The organism is Microbacterium sp. 22179, assembly GCF_052045715.1.
In the GTDB taxonomy this organism is placed as follows: Bacteria; Actinomycetota; Actinomycetes; order Actinomycetales; family Microbacteriaceae; genus Microbacterium; species Microbacterium galbinum.
The window spans coordinates 388129-408158 of the sequence record NZ_JBQEPJ010000001.1; the positions used below are offsets into that span (position 1 = coordinate 388129).

Annotated in this window: 21 protein-coding genes; 19 read left to right on the forward strand and 2 right to left on the reverse strand. The window is 67.9% G+C overall.

Features of this window, described 5'->3' with window-relative positions:
- Positions 1–9: 9 nt before the first annotated feature.
- Together prfA and ACTJKK_RS01795 are read left to right on the forward strand one after the other, a co-directional pair.
- Positions 10–1089, forward strand: coding sequence for a peptide chain release factor 1 (prfA, locus tag ACTJKK_RS01790; RefSeq protein ID WP_440746798.1), 1080 nt, complete (start codon positions 10–12; stop codon positions 1087–1089).
- A gap of 32 nt (positions 1090–1121) precedes the next feature.
- Entirely contained in the window at positions 1122–1541 is a 420-nt protein-coding gene (locus ACTJKK_RS01795) for a hypothetical protein (RefSeq protein ID WP_440746799.1), read from the forward strand.
- Positions 1542–1547: 6 nt separating this feature from the next.
- On the opposite strand, the gene epsC is transcribed toward ACTJKK_RS01795, so the two are convergent.
- On the reverse strand, positions 1548–2111 hold the full coding sequence (epsC, locus tag ACTJKK_RS01800) for a serine O-acetyltransferase EpsC (RefSeq protein ID WP_247632437.1): 564 nt from the start codon (positions 2109–2111) through the stop codon (positions 1548–1550).
- A 10-nt stretch (positions 2112–2121) separates the two neighbouring features.
- On the reverse strand, positions 2122–3060 hold the full coding sequence (cysK, locus tag ACTJKK_RS01805; RefSeq protein WP_247955971.1) for a cysteine synthase A: 939 nt from the start codon (positions 3058–3060) through the stop codon (positions 2122–2124).
- A 100-nt stretch (positions 3061–3160) separates the two neighbouring features.
- Between cysK and prmC the strand changes: the two genes are divergently transcribed.
- The 17 genes from prmC (at position 3161) to ACTJKK_RS01890 (ending at position 20027) form a co-directional block, all read left to right on the forward strand.
- A complete protein-coding gene (prmC, locus tag ACTJKK_RS01810) occupies positions 3161–4021 on the forward strand; it encodes a peptide chain release factor N(5)-glutamine methyltransferase (RefSeq protein WP_440746800.1) in 861 nt (286 codons plus the stop codon).
- Between the two features lie 38 nt (positions 4022–4059).
- Positions 4060–4785, forward strand: a complete 726-nt coding sequence (locus ACTJKK_RS01815) for an L-threonylcarbamoyladenylate synthase (protein ID WP_440746801.1) — start codon at positions 4060–4062, stop codon at positions 4783–4785.
- The gene (locus ACTJKK_RS01820; protein ID WP_440746802.1) at positions 4782–5951 is read left to right on the forward strand and encodes a glycosyltransferase family 4 protein; all 1170 of its coding nucleotides are present in this window, start codon (positions 4782–4784) and stop codon (positions 5949–5951) included. Before ACTJKK_RS01815 ends, ACTJKK_RS01820 begins: the two co-directional genes overlap by 4 nt.
- Complete coding sequence (locus ACTJKK_RS01825) at positions 5948–6451, forward strand: hypothetical protein (protein ID WP_440746803.1); 504 nt, start codon at positions 5948–5950, stop codon at positions 6449–6451. Before ACTJKK_RS01820 ends, ACTJKK_RS01825 begins: the two co-directional genes overlap by 4 nt.
- 123 nt (positions 6452–6574) lie before the next feature.
- Positions 6575–7381, forward strand: a complete 807-nt coding sequence (gene atpB / locus ACTJKK_RS01830) for a F0F1 ATP synthase subunit A (RefSeq protein ID WP_372491578.1) — start codon at positions 6575–6577, stop codon at positions 7379–7381.
- 46 nt (positions 7382–7427) lie between these two features.
- Positions 7428–7664 (forward strand): ATP synthase F0 subunit C, encoded by a 237-nt coding sequence (gene atpE / locus ACTJKK_RS01835; RefSeq protein ID WP_045258877.1) that lies wholly within the window; start codon positions 7428–7430, stop codon positions 7662–7664.
- Between the two features lie 28 nt (positions 7665–7692).
- Complete coding sequence (locus ACTJKK_RS01840; protein WP_247632434.1) at positions 7693–8244, forward strand: F0F1 ATP synthase subunit B; 552 nt, start codon at positions 7693–7695, stop codon at positions 8242–8244.
- Positions 8244–9032: a F0F1 ATP synthase subunit delta gene (locus tag ACTJKK_RS01845; protein ID WP_247622779.1), complete on the forward strand. Its 789-nt coding sequence runs from the start codon at positions 8244–8246 to the stop codon at positions 9030–9032. Before ACTJKK_RS01840 ends, ACTJKK_RS01845 begins: the two co-directional genes overlap by 1 nt.
- A 47-nt stretch (positions 9033–9079) precedes the next feature.
- Positions 9080–10720, forward strand: a complete 1641-nt coding sequence (atpA, locus tag ACTJKK_RS01850; RefSeq protein WP_247622778.1) for a F0F1 ATP synthase subunit alpha — start codon at positions 9080–9082, stop codon at positions 10718–10720.
- Positions 10721–10740: 20 nt separating this feature from the next.
- Positions 10741–11640: a F0F1 ATP synthase subunit gamma gene (locus ACTJKK_RS01855; protein WP_247622777.1), complete on the forward strand. Its 900-nt coding sequence runs from the start codon at positions 10741–10743 to the stop codon at positions 11638–11640.
- Positions 11641–11663: 23 nt separating this feature from the next.
- Complete coding sequence (gene atpD, locus ACTJKK_RS01860; RefSeq protein WP_247622776.1) at positions 11664–13118, forward strand: F0F1 ATP synthase subunit beta; 1455 nt, start codon at positions 11664–11666, stop codon at positions 13116–13118.
- 2 nt (positions 13119–13120) lie between these two features.
- The gene (locus tag ACTJKK_RS01865; protein WP_247622775.1) at positions 13121–13381 is read left to right on the forward strand and encodes a F0F1 ATP synthase subunit epsilon; all 261 of its coding nucleotides are present in this window, start codon (positions 13121–13123) and stop codon (positions 13379–13381) included.
- Positions 13382–13456: 75 nt separating this feature from the next.
- Positions 13457–14215: a YaaA family protein gene (locus ACTJKK_RS01870; RefSeq protein WP_440746804.1), complete on the forward strand. Its 759-nt coding sequence runs from the start codon at positions 13457–13459 to the stop codon at positions 14213–14215.
- Between the two features lie 117 nt (positions 14216–14332).
- Positions 14333–15115 carry a large exoprotein gene (locus tag ACTJKK_RS01875; protein WP_440746805.1) on the forward strand — a complete coding sequence of 261 codons (783 nt, stop codon included), beginning with the start codon at positions 14333–14335 and terminating at the stop codon, positions 15113–15115.
- A gap of 108 nt (positions 15116–15223) precedes the next feature.
- A complete protein-coding gene (locus tag ACTJKK_RS01880) occupies positions 15224–16207 on the forward strand; it encodes an aldo/keto reductase (RefSeq protein ID WP_247955976.1) in 984 nt (327 codons plus the stop codon).
- A 78-nt stretch (positions 16208–16285) separates the two neighbouring features.
- A complete protein-coding gene (locus ACTJKK_RS01885; RefSeq protein ID WP_247632430.1) occupies positions 16286–17089 on the forward strand; it encodes a PP2C family protein-serine/threonine phosphatase in 804 nt (267 codons plus the stop codon).
- Between the two features lie 58 nt (positions 17090–17147).
- On the forward strand, positions 17148–20027 hold the full coding sequence (locus tag ACTJKK_RS01890) for an FtsK/SpoIIIE domain-containing protein (RefSeq protein WP_440746806.1): 2880 nt from the start codon (positions 17148–17150) through the stop codon (positions 20025–20027).
- The last annotated feature ends 3 nt before the right edge of the window (positions 20028–20030 follow it).

Below are 20030 nucleotides of genomic sequence, written 5' to 3' on the forward strand. Positions count from 1 at the left end.
GGAGAGTCCGTGTTCGAGTCCGTCCAGGCTCTGATCGACGAGCACCGCCGGGTCCAGGAGGAACTCTCCGACCCGGCGGTGCACGCCGACGCCGCCCGCGCCAAGCGTGTGAACCGCCGCTACGCCGAGCTGTCGCGGATCGTCGCCGCGCACGAGGCGTGGGTCGCGGCATCCGACGACCTGGATGCCGCGCGCGAGCTCGCTCGCGAGGACGAGGCCTTCGCAGCGGAGGTCCCCGGACTCGAGGCCGGACTGCAGGCCGCGCAGGAGAAGCTCCGGCGACTCCTCATCCCGCGCGACCCCGATGACGCCCGTGACGTGATCATGGAGATCAAGGCAGGGGAGGGCGGCGCCGAGAGCGCGCTCTTCGCGGCCGATCTGCTGCGCATGTACGTGCAGTACGCGGCGTCGATGGGCTGGAAGACCGAGCTGCTCGAGCGCAACGAGTCCGATCTCGGCGGTTACAAGGACGTCCAGGTCGCGATCAAGGGCTCCTCGACCGACCCGGCGCAGGGCGTCTGGGCGCACCTCAAGTACGAGGGCGGTGTGCACCGCGTGCAGCGTGTGCCGGCGACCGAGTCGCAGGGACGCATCCACACCTCGACCACCGGTGTGCTCGTCTTCCCCGAGGTCGACGAGCCCGACGAGATCGAGATCAACCAGAACGATCTCAAGATCGACGTATTCCGCTCTTCGGGGCCGGGCGGGCAGTCGGTCAACACGACCGACTCCGCGGTGCGCATCACGCACGTCCCGACGGGCATCGTCGTCTCCATGCAGAACGAGAAGTCCCAGCTGCAGAACCGCGAGGCGGGAATGCGCGTGCTCCGTGCGCGGCTGCTCGCGAAGCAGCAGGAGGAGCTCGATGCGGCGGCATCCGATGCTCGCCGGTCGCAGATCCGCGGTATGGACCGGTCCGAGCGGATCCGCACCTACAACTTCCCCGAGAACCGCATCGCGGATCACCGCACGGGATTCAAGGCGTACAACCTCGATCAGGTGATGGACGGCGCGCTTGGACCGATCATCGAATCGGCGATCACGACCGACGAAGAGGCCCGGCTCGCCGCCGTCGGCACCGAGTCCTGATCCGCACGCCCCCGGAGCGCTAGGCTCGGCGCGTGATCACTCTCTTCTTCCGCACCCTCATCTACATCGTTTCCGCGGGGCTCGGGCTGATCGTCGCCGATCTCCTGCTCGACGGATTCCAGATCGAGTGGTCGAAGTGGTGGGGCTTCGTTCTCTGCATTCTGATCTTCGCGCTGCTGCAGAGCATCCTCTCGCCGTGGATCAGCAAGATCGCCGACCGCTACGCGCCGGTGCTGCTCGGTGGAATCGGCATCTTCTCGACCCTGGTGGCGTTGATCATCGTCGTGCTGCTGCCCATCGGCGGTCTGCGCATCGTCGATGTCACCGGCTGGTTGCTCGGCGCGGTGATCGTCTGGCTCATCACGGCGCTGGGCACGGTGCTGCTGCCGCTGATCTTCCTCAAGCGCCGAGTCGGCGACGCGCGCGAGAAGCGCGACCGTCGCACACGCTGAGCGGACTCAAATCGAGTAGTCCGGCACGGTGAGCAGCGCGCGCGTGTCTTCGCCGCCCGCGCGCTGACGCGGTTTGGCGGGGACACCGACGAGCACGCTGTCTGCGGGCGCGTCCCGGGTGACGACGGCGTTCGCTCCGACGAAGGAGTGCGCCCCGATCGTCACGGGTCCGAGGATCTTCGCTCCGGCTCCCACGGCGACACCGTCACCGAGTGTGGGGTGGCGTTTGCCGGTGGAGCGCGAGCGCCCGCCGAGCGTGACCCCGTGGTACAGCATCACATCGTCGCCGATCTCCGAGGTCTCGCCGATCACGACGCCCATACCGTGGTCGATGAAGAAGCGGCGGCCGATCCGCGCGCCCGGATGGATCTCGATGCCCGTGAACCAGCGGGCGAGCTGCGAGTTGGCGCGTGCGAGGAAACGCAGCCGCCGTCGCCACAGTGCATGCGAGACGCGGTGCGCCCAGATGGCATGGAGTCCCGGGTACAGCAGTGCGACCTCCGCGGCGCTGCGGGCAGCAGGATCGCGGAGCCGGGCAGCGGCGATGTCCTCGCGCATTCGACCGATCATGCGGTGGTCGTCAGTCCTCGCGCAGGTCCGCGAACAGCGCGGTCGACAGGTAGCGCTCCCCGGTGTCGGGAAGGACGACGACGATGTTCTTCCCCGCGTTCTCGGGGCGGGAAGCGACCTGCAGGGCTGCCCACGTCGCTGCGCCGCACGACATGCCGACGAGGAGACCCTCGCGGGCGGCCAGCTCCCGAGCCACCCGGATGGCGTCGTCGAACTCGACGGGGATCACCTCGTCGATCACCTCACGGTCCAGGATCGCGGGGACGAAATTCGGCCCGATGCCCTGGATCTTGTGCGGGCCGGGGTGGCCCTCGCTGAGCATGGGGGAGTCCTTGGGCTCGACGGCGATGACCTGTACACCGGGCTTGGCGGCCTTGAGCGCCTGTCCGGTGCCGGTGACGGTGCCACCGGTTCCGACTCCGGCGATGAAGATGTCGACCTCGCCGTCCGTGTCGCGGAGGATCTCCTGTGCGGTGGTCTCACGGTGGATCTGCGGGTTCGCGGCGTTCTCGAACTGCCGCACCCACACCGCGCCCGGCGTGTCGGCGACGATCTGCTTCGTGATCTCGATCGCACCGCTCATGCCCTTGGTCGGGTCGGTGAGGACGATCTCTGCGCCGAAAGCCTTGAGCAGCACACGGCGCTCCTTCGACATGGACGCGGGCATGGTGAGGATCACCTTGTAGCCACGCGCTGCCCCGACCATCGCCAGGGCGATGCCGGTGTTGCCGCTGGTCGACTCCACGATCGTGCCGCCCGGCTGCAGTTCACCGGATGCTTCGGCGGCGTTGATCATCGCGATGCCGATGCGGTCCTTCACGCTGGAGGCGGGGTTGTAGTACTCGAGCTTCGCGAGGACGGTGGCGCCGAGGCCCTCGGTCACGCGGTTCAGACGGACCAGCGGCGTGTTGCCGAACGCGGTCGTGATGTCGGAGTGGATGCCGGGCATGGAGGAGCCTTCCTGTGCGGGTCGCTTCGCTCTCAGCCTATGGGAGGGGTACTGGGGAGAGGGCAATGTGACACCCGGCGGGCGCTCTACGCTGGAGATCATGCCCGACACGTCTTTCGCCGCACTCGTCCGTGCGGCCGCTCAGCGCCTCGCCGATGCCGGTGTGACCGATCCACTCGTCGACGCGGAGCTCCTGGTCGGCCACGTGCGGGGTCTGCGTCGCGGCGAGGTGCAGGCGGCCGTCGTCCGAGGCGACGTGATGAGCGACGCGGATGCCGAGCGGCTCGATGCTCTCGTGACGCGCCGGGAGTCGCGGGAACCCCTGCAGCACATCACCGGCACGGCGCCGTTCCGGCATCTCGAACTGGCCGTGGGCCCCGGGGTGTTCGTCCCCCGACCCGAGACGGAGATGGTGGTGCAGCACGCGATCGACGCGCTCCTGCACGCGCCCGATCCGCAGCCGATCGGCATCGATCTCGGTACGGGTAGCGGGGCGATCGCACTCGCGATGGCGACCGAGGTGCCGCACGCGCGGATCTACGCCGCGGAGCTCTCGCCCGAGGCGCACGCGTGGGCGAGCCGCAACACCGCCGATGCCGAGAACCTCACGCTGGTGCTCGCCGACATGGCGGATGCCTTCCCCGAACTCGCCGGTGCCGCCAGCGTCGTCATCTCGAACCCGCCGTACGTGCCGGATGCGGCGATCCCGCGCGACCCCGAGGTGCGCCTCTTCGACCCGGCGATGGCGCTGTACGGCGGCGAGGACGGTCTCGATCTCGTGCGCGCGCTCAGCACCAATGCTCTGCGGCTGCTCCGTCCCGGCGGGCTGCTGGTGATCGAGCACGGTGAACTCCAGGGGGCCGAGATCCGCGGCATCCTCGAGCGCGACGGCTGGCGTGCCGCGGCGACGCACCGCGACCTCACCCTGCGTGACCGCGCCACCACGGCCATCCGTCCCTGATCCGCTCTCTCGGCGGCCTCCCGTAGAATCGGAACGACATGTCCTCCATCTTCGACTGCGGCGACGAGGCGCAGCTGCTCGCCGGTATGCGTCATGCACGCCAGGCGATCGGCCGCGGTGAACTCATCGTCATGCCCACCGATACCGTCTACGGCGTGGCCGCCGACGCCTTCTCGCCCGCTGCCGTGCAGCGGCTGCTGGATGCGAAGGGGCGGGGGCGCGATCAGCCGCCGCCCGTCCTCATCGGCACCAAGGAGACGCTGACGGCTCTCGCGGAGTCGGTCCCCGAGCCGGTTCAACGCCTCGTCGACGCCTTCTGGCCCGGCGGGCTGACCATCGTGCTCCCTGCTCAAGCCTCGCTCGTCTGGGATCTCGGCGAGACCCGGGGAACCGTCGCCGTGCGGATGCCCGAGGGGCGCGTGGCGCTGGAGCTGCTGGCCGAGACCGGACCGCTCGCGGTCTCGAGCGCGAACCTCACGGGTCAGGCCGCGGCGATCTCGGCCTTCGACGCCGAGAAGATGCTCGGCGACAGCGTCGCCGTCTACCTCGCAGACGGAATGAGCCGCGACGGTGTGGCCTCGACGATCGTCGATGCCACCTCGCTCGTTCGTCCGCCGACGGATCCGGATGCCGGACGCGTGCGCATCCTGCGTGATGGCGCGATCAGTCGCGAGCAGCTGGAGGAGGTGCTCGGCGATCTGCTCGAGCCAGCCCCGGAGCCGGATTCCGCGGCGCCCGCGCCTCGACAGGACGGGGATTCGTGAAGCAGTACCTCTTCACGATCATCCTGACCGCCGCGATCACCTTCGTACTGACCTGGGCGGTCCTGCGGGTGAGCCTGCGGTTCAAGCTGTACCCCGAGATCCGCGATCGCGATGTGCACACGCGTCCCACTCCGCGGCTCGGCGGAGTCGCGATCTTCCTCGGCATCGCCGCCGCGATGGGGATCTCGGCAGCGAACCCCTTCTTCCAGAGCATCTGGATGCCGCCGCAGACGATGTGGTCCATCCTCGGAGCCGCACTGCTGATCGCCGTGATCGGAGTCGTCGACGACCTGTGGGACCTCGACTGGATGATCAAGCTCGGCGCGCAGTTCCTCGCGGCAGGGATCCTCACGATCGGGGGAGGGCTGCAGATCCTCTCCCTCCCGTTCGGCGATCTCATCGTCTTCTCGAGCTGGCTGAGCATCACGATCACGATGTTCGCGATCGTCGTGGTCATGAACGCCGTCAACTTCATCGACGGTCTCGACGGCCTCGTCGCTGGCGTCTGCCTCATCGCCAACGGCGTCTTCTTCGCCTACTCCTACATCTTCACGCGCGACTCCGGCGCCTCGAGCTACTTCAACCTCTCGACCTTCATCGCCGCCGTCCTCATCGGCGCCTGCATCGGTTTCCTGCCCTGGAACTGGAGTCCGGCGAAGCTCTTCATGGGCGACTCGGGCGCACTCGTGCTCGGTCTGCTGATGGCCGTCTCCGCGATCTCCCTCACCGGACAGATGGATCCTTCCGCGCTCGACCCCGAGCGTCTCGGGCGGTCCCAACTGCTCGGTGCGTTCATCCCGATCCTGCTGCCACTGATGGTGGTGCTGCTGCCGTTGCTCGATTTCGGCCTGGCGGTGCTGCGCCGCATGCACGCCGGCAAGTCGCCGTTCTCGCCGGACCGCAAGCACCTGCACCACCGCATGCTCGACCTCGGTCACCGCGACCGTGATGCCGTCCTCATCTTCTACGCCTGGACGGCGGTGATCTCGCTCGCCGTCCTCCTCATGTACGTCGGAGCCCGCGAGGACTGGCCGGGCCAGTACCTTCCCGGCGTGGGATTCGGTGTGGTCGGCATCGCGGCCTGCCTGGTTCTCACCCTGAAGCCCTCGCGACGAGCCGTCCCCGCAACCCCCGACTCCGACCCGACACCCGTGGAGCCCTCATGAGTCCGAACCCCGTTTCCAGCACGCCGATCCTTCGACGCACTCTCATCTGGTCGGGAGTCGCCACCGTGGTCCTCGCGATCGCCGCGGCGGTCGTGGGCTACCTCGTCGGGCAGGAGAACGGACTGATCAGCGGCCTGCTCGGTGTGCTCATCGCCGCCGTGTTCCTCGGGATCACCGGTGCGAGCATCCTGATCGCGAACCGGTGGTTCGGCGAGCCGCTCTACGTCCAGTTCTTCTTTGCGATCGTGCTCGGCGGGTGGTTGCTCAAGCTGATCGTGTTCTTCCTCGGCGTCATCGTCCTCAAGGACCAGCCCTGGCTCGACCCCGTGATCTTCTTCGTCGCGATCGTCGCCGGCGTGCTGATGTCGCTGATCGTCGACGCCGTCGTCCTCATGACGATGCGCCTTCCGAATGTCAGCGATGCATCGCTTCCCTCGGTCGCGCCGGAGGACGTCGCTCCGGGGGCCCCGACCGCCGACGAGGGCCCCCAGAGGTCTTAGGGCCGCCTCATACTCTGATAGTGTTGAGACGTGCCCGCCGCTCGCCCGCGAGCGCTTGCGCTGTGAAGCACACCGACCATCGTCGCCCCGGTTCTGACCGGTGCCCCGAAGCTGGAGCCCGCGCTGTTTAATCTTGCTGCGACCCTGACGCCACGACTTGCCACCGATGACGAGTTCCACGCTCCGTCGATCGCGGAGTTCTTCCCCGATGCGGTGTTCCAGATCGGCGACCTGGTCATCCACCGCATCCACCTGATCCAGTTCCTGGCCACGATCGCGGTCGTGCTGATCCTCTGGCTCGGAACGCGCAACATGCGCGTCGTCCCCGGGCGCTTCCAGAGCCTCGTCGAGATGGGCCTCGACTTCGTGCGAGTGAACGTCGCCGAGGACCTGCTCGGGCGCAAGGACGGCCGTCGCTTCCTGCCGATCCTCGCCACCATCTTCTTCATGGTGCTGTTCATGAACATCACGGGAATCATCCCGTTCCTGAACATCGCGGGTACGAGCATCATCGCCGTCCCGCTGCTGCTGGCCGTCGTCAGCTACGTCACCTTCATCTACGCCGGCATCAAGAAGAGCCCCAAGGGCTTCTTCAAGAACTCGCTGTTCCCGTCGGGCGTCCCCCCGTTCCTCTACATCATCGTGACGCCGCTCGAGTTCCTCTCGACATTCATCATCCGGCCCGTCACGCTGACCCTCCGACTGCTGATGAACATGATCGTCGGGCACCTGATGCTCGTCCTGTTCTTCTCCGCAACGCAGTTCTTCGTCATCACTCTCGGAGGGTGGTGGACGGCACTCGGCGCGGGCACGCTCGCGTTCGGCTTCGCGTTCACCCTGTTCGAGATCCTGGTGGCGTTCCTGCAGGCCTACGTCTTCACCATCCTCACCGCGGTCTACATCCAGCTCGCGGTCGCAGAAGAGCACTGAGCGGGTCGGCAACAACCGCCTTCCCACCCAACGAAAGGAAAAACCCGTGGACGCAACTACGGTTCTCGCTGAAATCTCCGGCAACATCGGCACCGTCGGCTACGGCCTCGCGGCTATCGGACCGGCCATCGGCGTGGGTATCGTCGTCGGCAAGACGATCGAGGGCGTCGCCCGTCAGCCCGAGCTGGCCGGTCGCCTCCAGGTCCTCATGTGGATCGGTATCGCCTTCACCGAGGCGCTCGCCTTCATCGGCATCGCGACCTACTTCATCTTCCAGTCCTGACAGACACCCTCTGCGATAAGGAGACAGGATGCTGAACGCTCTTGTCACGTACGCGGCGGAGGAGGCGGACCACAATCCGCTCATCCCCGCCTGGTACGACATCATCTGGTCGGCGGTCTGCTTCGTCGTGATCCTGGTCGTCGTCTGGAAGGTGGCGCTGCCCAAGCTCTACACCCTCCTCGACGCTCGCTCCAACGCGATCGAGGGCAACATCGCCAAGGCCGACGAGGCCCAGAAGCAGGCCGAGGCGGCTCTCGAGGAGTACACCCGTCAGCTCGCCGAGGCACGCACCGAGGCCGGTGAGATCCGAGAGGCCGCCCGCGAGGACGGCAAGAAGATCGTCGCCGAGGCCAAGGAAGCCGCTTCGTCCGAAGCAGCTCGCATCACGGCGACCGCGCACACGCAGATCGAGGCCGAGCGTCAGACCGCTCTCGTCTCGCTGCGCAGCGAGGTCGGCACGCTGGCCATCGACCTCGCCGGTGGCGTCGTCGGTGAGACGCTCTCCGACGATGCCCGCGCGACGGCGGTCGTCGACCGCTTCCTCGCCGACCTCGAAGCATCCGAGAAGGCGGCTCAGTAATGGGCAGCGCGACCACTCAGGCACTCGCGGCATCCATCCAGACGCTTGCCGCAGCGAAGGACGTCACCCTCGACACCGCGCGGGAGCTCTTCGCCGCCGCGCACGCCGTGGGCGATTCGTCTCAGCTGAGCGGCGCGCTGGCTGACCCGGCGGCCCCGGCAGCGGCACGGCAGAACGTCGTGACCGCGGTGTTCGGCGGGCTGTCGGCGAACACGCAGGCCGTGCTCAAGACGGTCGTCTCGGAACGCTGGTCCAACGCCGACGAGCTCGTCGACGGCATCGACGAGCTCGCGATCCGCGCCTCGGCGATCGCCGAGGCCGGCGCCGACATCGAGGGGGAGCTGTTCGGCTTCTCCCGCGTCGTCGCCGCGAACCCCGAGCTCGAGCTCGCACTGGGAAGCCGTCTCGGCGGTCAGGACGCGAAGTCGGCTCTCGTCGAGCGTCTGCTCTCCGGAGCGACCAGCGCCCCCGCGGCCCTGATCGTCTCCTCCCTCGTGCGTCAGCCGCGCGGGCGGCGGATCCGTCAGCTCCTCAACCGCGCCATGCGGATCGTCTCCGACCAGCGTGACCGCGTCGTCGCGACGGTCTACAGCGCGAGCGAGCTGAACGACGCGCAGCGCGCCCGCCTCGGCGAAGCGCTCTCGCGACGCTACGACGGTCAGGTGGCGCTCAACGTCGTCATCGACCCGACGATCATCGGTGGTCTGCGCGTGCAGATCGCCGACGACGTGATCGACGGCAGCATCTCCGCACGACTCGCCGACCTTCGCCAGAAGCTCGCGGGCTAACACGACTTCGCGCGGGGAACCGCGCACCCAGATACAAAGGGAAGACAATGGCAGAACTATCGATCAGCCCCGACGTCATCCGTGACGCGCTGAAGGACTTCGCCGCCGCTTACGAGCCCACCGGGGCCGCGGCGACCGAGGTCGGCACGGTCATCGACGCCGCTGATGGCATCGCGCACGTCGAAGGACTGCCCGGTGTCATGGCGAACGAGCTCGTGATCTTCGCCGACGGCACCAAGGGCCTCGCCCAGAGCCTCGACGAGCACGAGATCGGCGTCGTGGTCCTCGGCGACTTCGCCGGCATCGAGGCCGGTCAGGAAGTCACCCGCACGGGTGAGGTCCTCTCCGTCCCCGTCGGCGACGGCTACCTCGGCCGCGTGGTGGACCCGCTCGGAAACCCGATCGACGGCCTCGGCGCGATCGCCACCGAAGCCGTCCGCGAGCTCGAGCTGCAGGCGCCCGGCGTCATGCAGCGCAAGTCGGTGCACGAGCCGATGCAGACCGGCATCAAGGCCATCGACGCGATGATCCCCGTCGGCCGCGGCCAGCGTCAGCTGATCATCGGTGACCGCCAGACCGGTAAGACGGCCATCGCGATCGACACGATCATCAACCAGAAGGCCAACTGGGAGTCGGGCGACGTCAACAAGCAGGTTCGCTGCATCTACGTCGCCATCGGCCAGAAGGGCTCGACCATCGCTTCGGTGAAGGGCGCGCTCGAAGAGGCCGGCGCTCTGGAGTACACCACGATCGTGGCCGCTCCGGCATCCGACCCCGCGGGCTTCAAGTACCTCGCCCCCTACACCGGTTCGGCCATCGGTCAGCACTGGATGTACGGCGGCAAGCACGTCCTCATCATCTTCGACGACCTGTCGAAGCAGGCCGAGGCCTACCGTGCCGTCTCCCTTCTGCTGCGCCGCCCGCCGGGCCGCGAGGCTTACCCGGGTGACGTCTTCTACCTGCACTCGCGTCTGCTCGAGCGTTGCGCGAAGCTGTCCGACGAGCTCGGCGCCGGTTCCATGACGGGCCTCCCGATCATCGAGACCAAGGCGAACGACGTCTCGGCGTACATCCCGACCAACGTGATCTCGATCACCGACGGCCAGATCTTCCTGCAGTCCGACCTCTTCAACGCCAACCAGCGTCCGGCGGTCGACGTGGGTATCTCGGTGTCGCGAGTCGGTGGTGACGCTCAGGTCAAGTCGATCAAGAAGGTCTCCGGAACGCTGAAGCTCGAGCTCGCGCAGTACCGCTCGCTCGAGGCGTTCGCGATGTTCGCCTCCGACCTCGATGCCGCCTCGCGTCGTCAGCTGTCGCGCGGTGCACGTCTGACCGAGCTGCTCAAGCAGCCGCAGTACTCGCCGTACCCGGTCGAGGAGCAGGTCGTCTCGATCTGGGCCGGAACCAACGGCAAGCTCGACACGATCGAGGTCGAGGACGTCCTGCGCTTCGAGCGCGAACTGCTCGACTACCTGCGTCGCAACACCTCGGTGCTCGACACCCTGCGTGAGACCAACGTCCTCAGCGACGACACGGTCGCGGAGCTCGAGAAGCACACGGATGCCTTCGTCCTGGAGTTCCAGGGTGGCAAGGGACACGCCATCGGCGCCCCGGGCCACGAGGAGCACGCCGCTGCGGAGGCAGACGACGTCAACCAGGAGAAGATCGTCAAGGGTCGTCGCGCGTAATCGCGTGAGGTACTGATTTCATGGGCGCTCAACTCAGGGTCTACAAGCAGAAGATCAGTTCTGCTCAGACGACCAAGAAGATCACGAAGGCGATGGAACTCATCGCGGCTTCGCGCATCCAGAAGGCGATGGCACGCGTCAAGGCGTCCACCCCCTTCGCGCGAGCCGTGACGAGGGCCGTGTCCGCCGTCGCGACGCACTCGAACGTCGACCACCCGCTCACCCGTGAGCCCGAGAACATCAGCCGCTCCGCGGTCGTGATCTTCTCGTCGGACCGCGGTCTCGCCGGTGCCTTCAACTCGCAGATCCTCCGTGAGGGTCTCGAGGTGGCGGAGCTGCTGCGCGGTCAGGGCAAGGAGCCGGTGTTCTACCTCGTCGGTCGCAAGGCCGTCGGCTACTTCCAGTTCCGTCGCATCGCGGCGGCAGCGGAGTGGACCGGCGACACCGACACCCCGTCGTTCCACACGGCCGAGGAGATCTCGTCGACTCTGCTCGACGCGTTCTCGCGCGGAGGTGCGGGCGGCGGCGTCGACGAGATCCACCTCGTGTACAACCGCTTCGTCAGCATGATGACGCAGTCGCCGGAATCCGTGCGCCTGCTTCCGCTGGAGATCGCGGAGGCCGACGAGTCGGAGGCGGGCAGCGCTGTCTACCCGCTCTACGAATTCGAGCCCGACGCCGAGACCGTGCTCGACGCGATCCTGCCGGTGTACATCCAGAGCCGCGTCTTCAACGCCCTCCTGCAGTCGTCTGCCGCCAAGCAGGCTGCGACGCAGAAGGCGATGAAGTCCGCCAGCGACAACGCCGACAAGCTCATCACCGACTACACCCGTCTGCGCAACAACGCGCGCCAGGCGGAGATCACGCAGCAGATCGCGGAGATCGTCGGCGGCGCCGACGCCCTCTCGTCTGGCAAATAGACCATCAGGAAAGAGACGAAGAAATGACCACCACCGCTACGGCTGACCAGCCCGCGACCGCGGTCGTCGGGCGCGTCGCACGCGTCAACGGTCCGGTTGTCGACATCGAGTTCCCGCACGACTCGATCCCCGGCATCTACAACGCGCTGAAGACGACGATCACCATCGGCGAGGAGTCGACCGAGATCACCCTCGAGGTCGCTCAGCACCTCGGTGACGAGCTCGTCCGCGCCATCGCCCTGAAGCCGACCGACGGCATCGTCCGCGGCCAGGAGGTTCGCGACACCGGAGAGGCCATCTCGGTCCCGGTCGGCGACATCACCAAGGGCAAGGTCTTCAACGTGATCGGCGAGGTCCTCAACGGCGAGCCCGGTGAGACCCTCGAGGTCACGGAGCGCTGGCCGATCCACCGCAAGGCGCCCAACTTCGACCAGCTCGAGTCGAAGACCACGATGTTCGAGACGGGCATCAAGTCCATCGACCTCCTCACCCCGTACGTCCAGGGTGGAAAGATCGGTCTGTTCGGTGGAGCCGGTGTCGGTAAGACCGTCCTCATCCAGGAGATGATCCAGCGTGTGGCGCAGGACCACGGTGGAGTCTCGGTGTTCGCCGGTGTCGGTGAGCGCACCCGTGAGGGCAACGACCTGATCCACGAGATGGAAGAGGCGGGCGTCTTCGACAAGACCGCGCTCGTGTTCGGCCAGATGGACGAGCCGCCGGGGACGCGTCTTCGCGTCGCACTGTCGGCTCTGACGATGGCGGAGTACTTCCGTGACGTGCAGAAGCAGGACGTGCTGCTCTTCATCGACAACATCTTCCGCTTCACGCAGGCCGGTTCCGAGGTCTCCACGCTTCTCGGCCGTATGCCGTCCGCCGTGGGTTACCAGCCGAACCTCGCCGACGAGATGGGTGTGCTCCAGGAGCGCATCACCTCGACGCGTGGTCACTCGATCACCTCGCTGCAGGCGATCTACGTGCCGGCCGATGACTACACCGACCCGGCTCCGGCGACCACCTTCGCCCACCTCGACGCGACGACCGAGCTCTCTCGTGAGATCGCTTCGAAGGGTCTGTACCCGGCCATCGACCCGCTGACCTCGACGTCGCGCATCATGGACCCCCGCTACCTGGGCGAGGACCACTACCGCGTCGCCACGACGGTCAAGCAGATCCTCCAGAAGAACAAGGAGCTGCAGGAGATCATCGCCATCCTCGGTGTCGATGAGCTCTCCGAGGAAGACAAGATCGTCGTGTCGCGTGCGCGTCGCATCCAGCAGTTCCTCTCGCAGAACACCTACATGGCCAAGAAGTTCACGGGTGTCGAGGGTTCGACCGTCCCGCTCAAGGAGACCATCGAGTCCTTCGATGCGATCACCCGCGGTGACTTCGACCACGTGGCCGAGCAGGCCTTCTTCAACGTCGGTGGTATCGGCGACGTCGAAGAGCGCTGGGCGCAGATTCAGAAGGAGAACGCCTGACCATGGCGCTCAACGTCAGCCTCGTCTCCGCCGACGCGGAGGTCTGGACGGGGGAAGCGAGCCTCGTGATCGCCAAGACCGTCGAGGGTGAGATCGGCTTCATGTCCGGTCACGAGCCGGTGCTGGCCATCCTCGCCGAGGGCCAGGTCCGGATCACCCAGACCGATGGCACCAAGGTGCTCGCGAACGCGCAGGACGGCTTCCTCTCGATGGAGGGCAACGTCCTGACGATCGTCGCCGGCAACGCGGCGCTCATCGCCTAGCAGTCGACTACATGCGTCCGCCTCGGACCCGGTCTCGGGTTCCGAGGCGGACGCATCTGCATTCCCCGAGGACTCATGAAGATCCTTCTCCCTCCGTCCGAGACCAAGCATCCCGGCGGTACCGGTGATCCACTCGATCCCGCCGCACTGGCGCTGCCAGGGCTGCACGAGCATCGCACGGCGGTGATTGACGCTCTCGTCGATCTCGCGGCCGATGAGGAGCAGGCTCGACGGGTGCTGAAGCTGAGCGAACGCCAGGTGGGCGACATCGCCCACAATCGGATGCTGCGGAGCGCACCGACGATGCCCGCGATCGACCGCTACACCGGAGTGCTCTTCGATGCGCTCGACGCGCGTGCGCTCTCTCCGGCGTCGCGCCGCTGGCTGGGGGAGCACGTGTGGATCCACTCGGCACCGTTCGGGCCGGTCGGAGCGCTCGACGGCATTCCTCCCTACCGCCTCGCGGCGGGCACCGCCCTCCCGGGACTGGTCGCGATGCGCCGGCACTGGGCCGACGCCACCAGCGCCGCCCTCGCCGAAGCGGAACCCGCGTTCGTCCTGGATCTGCGGAGCGAAGCATACGTCGCTCTGGGCCCGATTCCCACTTCCGTGCCGTCGGCCTACGTCCGGGTCGTCACCGACGATGGCGACGGGGGAGCGCGGGCTCTCAACCATTTCAACAAGAAGTCGAAGGGTCAGTTCGTCCGCGCTCTCGCGGAGAGCCGTCCGCGGATCGGCTCGCTGCGATCGCTCCTCATCTGGGCGTCGAAAAACGACATCGTCCTTCGGCGCACCGAAGACGACCGGGTGCTCGAGCTGGTCGTCACGGAGTGACGCCCGTCCGCGCATGGGGAGATGTCCCCGTGCGTGTCGTTGCCGCGTCGTTATCTGCACCGCTATGGTGGGTCTCGCGGCGTGGATTACGCCACCAATTCGGATCCGGAGGGGATCATGAATCCTTACTACGACTCGAGCTACTGGGCATTCCTCGGTGGCGTCATCATCTTCAGCGTCATCATCGGCCTCGCCGCCTACGTGCTCGTCTCCCTCTTCTTCATGAAGATCTTCGAGAAGGCCGGTGTCGAGGGCAAGTGGCGCGCGTGGGTGCCCGTGTACAACTACATGGTCTTCGCCAAGCTGGGCGACATGTCGCCCTGGCCGGTGCTGATCGTGATCGGTCTTTCGCTCATCCCGTACCTGAACTTCCTCACCGGACTCGCGGCGGCAGCGCTCTTCGCCGTCATCGCATGGCGCGTCGGACTCAAGCTCCAGAAGGATGCGGTGTGGGTGGTCCTGTGGATCTTCCTCTCCATCGTCTGGCTCGGCATCAACGCGTTCGACAAGTCGCGATGGAACCCGAACATCCAGCCCGCTCCGTGGGCCGGAAACGGATTCTTCGCTGACCGCACCGTCTGGGCGGGCATCCCCGTCCAGCCTTCTGCCGCCGCTCCGCAGGCCGGATACGGCGCTCCCGGTTACGGCGCGGCCCCGCAGGGGTACGCACCCCCCGCTCCGCAGGGCTACGCCCCGCCGGCTCAGCCCGGATACGCACCTCCCGCACAGCCCGGATACGGCGCACCTGCGGCGCCCCCGGCGAGTGCACCCGCTACGCCGCCCGCGCCGCCGGCTCCGGCCGCACCGCCCGCGACTCCGCCGGCACCGCCCGCTGCTCCGCCGGCACCGCCCGCTGCTCCGCCTGCTCCGCCGACGGACCCCACGCAGCCTCCGGCCTGATCGTCCCGTGCGAAGAGCCCTCGACCTCACGGTCGGGGGCTCTTCCCGTCTTCACGGCGCTTCGGCCCGTCGCCGAAAACCGGCGCGCCGCTGGGATAGCGTGAGGGTATGGTCATGTCACAGCGCCGCGTCGGTGCGTCCGGACTCCTCGTCTCCGCCACAGGCCTCGGATGCAACAACTTCGGGCGGGCCGGCACCGCCACCGAGACGATCGAGGGCACGCGCGAGGTGATCTCCGCGGCGATCGCCAACGGCATCACCCTGTTCGACACGGCGGACATGTACGGCGCCGTGGCCGGAACGAGTGAGACGCTCATGGGGGAGGCCCTCCAGGGGCGGCGCGACAGCGTCGTGCTCGCGACGAAGTTCGGTCACGAACGCGACATGGGTTACGCCTTCCCCGCAGCCCGGGGATCTCGGCGCTACGTCCGTCGCGCGGTCGAGGAGTCCCTGCGTCGTCTGCAGACGGACTGGATCGATCTGTATCAGTTGCACCTGCCCGATCCCGAGACGCCGATCGCCGAGACCACCGATGCTCTCGACGAGCTGGTCCGTGAGGGCAAGATCCGCTATTACGGTCACTCGAACTTCACCGGTTGGCAGATCGCCGAGGCCGAGTTCACCTCCACCGCTCGCTCGAGCGGTCGCTTCGTCTCGGCGCAGAACCACTACTCGCTGCTCGCCCGCGCCGCCGAGAGGGAGGTCCTCCCCGCGGTCGAACGGTACGGGCTGGGTTTCTTCCCGTTCTTCCCCCTCCACAACGGGCTCCTCACGGGCAAGTTCACCCGCGAGGGTGGACCCGCGAGCAGCCGGATCATGTCGTCTCGGCGTCACGTATGGGAGAACGCGCCGTGGGAGGCGTTGGAGGCGTATCGCGTGTTCTGCGAGGAACGCGGGATCACGATGGTCGAGGCGACGTTCGGCTGGTTGCTGTCCCGTCCCGCGGTCTCCAGTGTCATCGCGGGCGCGACGTCGGCGGCGCAGGTGGAGTCGAATGCGCGCGCCGGCGATGCATGGCGACCCGACGCCGAGGAGCTCGCCGTCATCGATGCGCTCTTCCCGCTGCCTCAGGACCCGGGGGCGCAGGTGTGAGCGCGATCAGCGATTCGACTACGATGTGTGAGTACCTCGCGGCCGTCCGATCCGCCGTGGGACCATCGGAGGCAGCACGTGGCTGAGACGACAACGACGACGCGTAGCGTCACGGTCGCGCAGCGCCCGCTGCTGCTCTCCTGGGCGGGCACGACTGATCAGGGGCGCCGTCGCGACACGAATCAGGATGCATTCCTCGCGGAGTATCCGCTGTTCATCGTCGCCGATGGAATGGGTGGACACGCAGGAGGCGAGATCGCCAGCCGCAGCACGGTTCAGCGGCTGCAGGCACTGGTCGATGACGGATCCGTGGAGCGGCCGGCGATCGAGAAGGCGCTCGAACTCGCGGTGGCGGACATCGCGGATCACCCCGAGACCACCGACGAGGGAACCGGGACCACGCTGACCGGCGTGTTCCTGGAGCTTCAGGACGGGGAGCCGCACTGGGTGTCGCTGAACATCGGCGACTCACGCGTGTATCTCCTGCGCGACGATCGCCTCGTGCAGGTGACGACCGATCACTCGGTCGTCCAGGAACTCATCACGGCGGGGAAGCTGAGCCCGGAGGAAGCGGAAGGGCATCCCTACAGCAACGTGATCACACGGGCGGTCGGGGCGAGCGAGCTGACGCCGCCGGACTACCTGACGATCGAGGTCCGCGCCGGCGATCGGTTCGTGATCTGTTCGGACGGTCTCACTAAGGAGCTCACCGACTACGGCATCCAGCACTTCCTGCGGGAGAACCCTGAACCGGGGCCGGCCGTCGATGCGATGCTCGCCGCGGCCCTCGAGAACGGCGGCCGAGACAATGTCACCGTCATCATCGTGCAGGTGACCGATCCTGCGGACTCCTCCTCCACACCGGACGAGAACGGCGAATAGCCCCGATCGCCTGTGAGCGGAGCCCCTCCGCCGATCCCCATGCCGTCGAATGGAGGGCATGGATCCCCTCCCGATCGTGCTGCCGGCCACGCAGGTCCCGCCTCGACGCGCCCCTCTGCCGTTCCTCGCCGCCGGTATGCCCGTCGTCGCGGGCGTCGTTCTCTGGCTGATCACCGGCTCGCTCTTCTCCCTCTGCTTCGCCGCGCTCGGCCCCGTGATGATGGTGGCCTCGCTCATCGATTCGGGGCGCGGTCGTCGCAGGGAGCAGCGACGCATCCTCGAGGAGGATGAGCGGTCATGGGCGGTGGCGGAGGAACAGCTCTCCTCGCTGCACGGGGAGGAGAGAAACCGCCGCTGGGGCCAGCACCCCGACGCGGCCACCTGCACGCAGGAACCGCCGCTGCGCGGCACGGAGCCGCCCGAGGCGAGGACGCCCGTCGTGGTCGGTTCCGGTGCTGTCGCCAGCATCATCCGTACGACCGGTGGTGACGGTGAGCGGGCACGTGAACTCCAGGAACGTGCGCGTGTGCTCGAGTCCGCACCGATCCTCGTTCCCCTGGGCGCGGGAATCTGCGTGCGGGGCCCGCAGCCTCTCACCCTCGCCGTGGCGCGTGCGCTGGTACTGCAGCTCTCTCTGCGGTTCGCGCCGGGACAGCTGAAGCTCGTCGGCGAGGGGTTCCCCGACGGGGACTACGCCGGGCTTCCGCACTCGTCGTCCCTGCGGCGAGGATTCCGCCTCGGTGTCGGACCCGCGTCGATCCGGGAGGTCGAAGCGGACGCGACGATCTGGCTGGCGCGGTCCGGCGAAGAAGTACCCGACGGCATCCTCACCGTCCTGGATCTGCAGGAACCGCGGGAGTCCACGCTTCGAACCCCGGAGGGCGTCGTCACGATCGCCGCCGAAGGGGTCTCCCGCCAGCAATTCGAGACGATCGCCGCCCGCCGACTCGCCTCCGACGACGAGGCGGATGCCGTGCCGGAGGCGGTGGAGTTCTCTCAGCTCGTGCAGACACCGGCCGAATCAGGGCTGCGGGCGGTCATCGGTCGAGGAGCCGGTGCGGACGGAGAGGTCGACATCGTCGAAGACGGTCCGCACGCCATCGTCACCGGCACCACGGGTACCGGCAAGAGCGAGCTCCTGGTGACCTGGGTCACCGCGATAGCCGCGTCGTACGGCCCTGAGCGAGTGAACTTCGTCCTGGCCGACTTCAAGGGCGGAACGGCGTTCGAACCGCTCCGGGCGCTGGCCCAGGTGACCGCGGTCATGACGGATCTCGACGAGGCGGGAGCGCGACGCGGCGTGGAGAGCCTGCGCGCCGAATTGCGCCGTCGGGAGGGCGCTCTCGCCGCAGCCGGTGTGCGCGATATCGCCGACGTGGAGATTCCGCGACTCCTGATCGTCGTGGACGAGTTCGCGGCCCTCCTGCAGGACCATCCGGATCTCGGCGCCGTGTTCACCGACATCGCCGCGCGAGGCCGCGCGCTGGGGATGCATCTGATCCTCGGCACCCAACGCGCCTCCGGGGTGGTGAGGGACTCCCTCGCCGCGAACTGCCCGTTGCGGCTCAGCCTTCGGGTCAGCGATCCGTCCGACAGCCGCGCGATGATCGGGACGGCGGCCGCGGCGGAGATCCCCGGGGGAGTGAGCGCCCGAGGCCTCTGCCTCGTGCGCCGCCCGCAGGACGACGATGCCGAACCCCTTCGCGTCGCGTTGACCCGTGAGGACGACCTGAGCGGAGTGGCGAAGCGCTGGGCGCACCTGCCCAGGCCCGCGAGTCCCTGGCTGCTTCCGCTCGCCGAGATGATCCCGCTGCCGGAGGATGCGACGAGGACGGAGAGCTCGGAGATCCTCTGGGGAGTCGCCGACGTCCCGGAGTCGCAGGAGCAGCCGCGGCTCGTCATCCGGGCGGGCCAGGATCGCGGGATCGCCGTGATCGGCGCTCCCGGGTCGGGGCGCACCGCCGCTCTCCGCGTGCTCACCGCACAGGTGCCGGAGGCGCTGTGGATCCCCGCCGACCCGGAGCGGATGTGGGACGTCGTGCAGTCGCTGGTCGAGGGACGGACACGGATGCCCGCGCTCGTCCTCTGCGACGACCTCGACGCCCGTGCCGCGGAGCTGCCGCCCGAGTATGCGCAGACTCTGGTGCAGCGGTGGGAGCAGATCCTGCGTGGTGCGACCGGGAGCAGCGTCGTGATCACGGCGACGCGGTCGAGCGGGGCCATCGGGCGCGTGCTCGACGCGCTGCCGCGCCGAGCGCTGCTCCGCGCCGCGAGCAGGGTCGATCACGTCGCCGCCGGCGGAGAGAGCGCGACGTTCGACGAGCGTCGTCCACCCGGCCGTGCTCGCCTCGACGGCCACGAGACGCAGTTCTTCTGGAAGCCCGACGGAGCGGCGAGTGACGGGCGCGCGATCGGTGAGGGGCCGGAGCGCTGGGAGCCGGGAGCGGGGCTCCATGCCATCGTCACGGCCGGGGCCGCGTCGCTCGTCTCCGCGGTTCAGCAGGCATACCCCTCCGCGCGGGTGAGCGTGATCGGATCAGGGGCCGTCATCGGTGCGGGTCAGGGCTTCACGCAGACCCCGGGCGGAGAACACGAGCCGGTCGTCCTTCTCGGCGACACCGATGCCTGGCAGCGCGAGTGGTCGCTCTGGCAGCGCGTCCGCACGGACGGCGAGGTGCTCATCCGCGCGGAGCGGCCTTCGGATCTCCGGCAGTTGGTCGGGCACCGGGAACTGCCGCCGTTCGCGCGGCTTCACGCCGGACGGGTGTGGGCGGTGCGCGGAGCCGAGGCACCGCGGCGACTCGTGGTTCCCGCGCTCCTCGGTGAGCGGGAAACCTGGAGACGTGAGCCCGCGCCCGTGACGGTAGCGAGCGTCGGTGCGCAGCCGCCAGCGGACCAGCCCCGCACACGGCGGAGCCTGCGGGAACGTCGGGGATGAGGC

Excerpts from the sequence above, each read along its gene's own strand:
- epsC (WP_247632437.1), bottom strand. The coding sequence starts at position 2,111 with ATGATCGGTCGAATGCGCGAGGACATCGCCGCTGCCCGGCTCCGCGAT.
- cysK (WP_247955971.1), bottom strand. The coding sequence starts at position 3,060 with ATGCCCGGCATCCACTCCGACATCACGACCGCGTTCGGCAACACGCCG.
- prmC (WP_440746800.1), top strand. The coding sequence starts at position 3,161 with ATGCCCGACACGTCTTTCGCCGCACTCGTCCGTGCGGCCGCTCAGCGC.
- ACTJKK_RS01815 (WP_440746801.1), top strand. The coding sequence starts at position 4,060 with ATGTCCTCCATCTTCGACTGCGGCGACGAGGCGCAGCTGCTCGCCGGT.
- ACTJKK_RS01825 (WP_440746803.1), top strand. The coding sequence starts at position 5,948 with ATGAGTCCGAACCCCGTTTCCAGCACGCCGATCCTTCGACGCACTCTC.
- ACTJKK_RS01840 (WP_247632434.1), top strand. The coding sequence starts at position 7,693 with ATGCTGAACGCTCTTGTCACGTACGCGGCGGAGGAGGCGGACCACAAT.
- ACTJKK_RS01845 (WP_247622779.1), top strand. The coding sequence starts at position 8,244 with ATGGGCAGCGCGACCACTCAGGCACTCGCGGCATCCATCCAGACGCTT.
- atpA (WP_247622778.1), top strand. The coding sequence starts at position 9,080 with ATGGCAGAACTATCGATCAGCCCCGACGTCATCCGTGACGCGCTGAAG.
- ACTJKK_RS01855 (WP_247622777.1), top strand. The coding sequence starts at position 10,741 with ATGGGCGCTCAACTCAGGGTCTACAAGCAGAAGATCAGTTCTGCTCAG.
- atpD (WP_247622776.1), top strand. The coding sequence starts at position 11,664 with ATGACCACCACCGCTACGGCTGACCAGCCCGCGACCGCGGTCGTCGGG.
- ACTJKK_RS01865 (WP_247622775.1), top strand. The coding sequence starts at position 13,121 with ATGGCGCTCAACGTCAGCCTCGTCTCCGCCGACGCGGAGGTCTGGACG.
- ACTJKK_RS01870 (WP_440746804.1), top strand. The coding sequence starts at position 13,457 with ATGAAGATCCTTCTCCCTCCGTCCGAGACCAAGCATCCCGGCGGTACC.
- ACTJKK_RS01875 (WP_440746805.1), top strand. The coding sequence starts at position 14,333 with ATGAATCCTTACTACGACTCGAGCTACTGGGCATTCCTCGGTGGCGTC.
- ACTJKK_RS01880 (WP_247955976.1), top strand. The coding sequence starts at position 15,224 with ATGGTCATGTCACAGCGCCGCGTCGGTGCGTCCGGACTCCTCGTCTCC.
- ACTJKK_RS01890 (WP_440746806.1), top strand. The coding sequence starts at position 17,148 with ATGGATCCCCTCCCGATCGTGCTGCCGGCCACGCAGGTCCCGCCTCGA.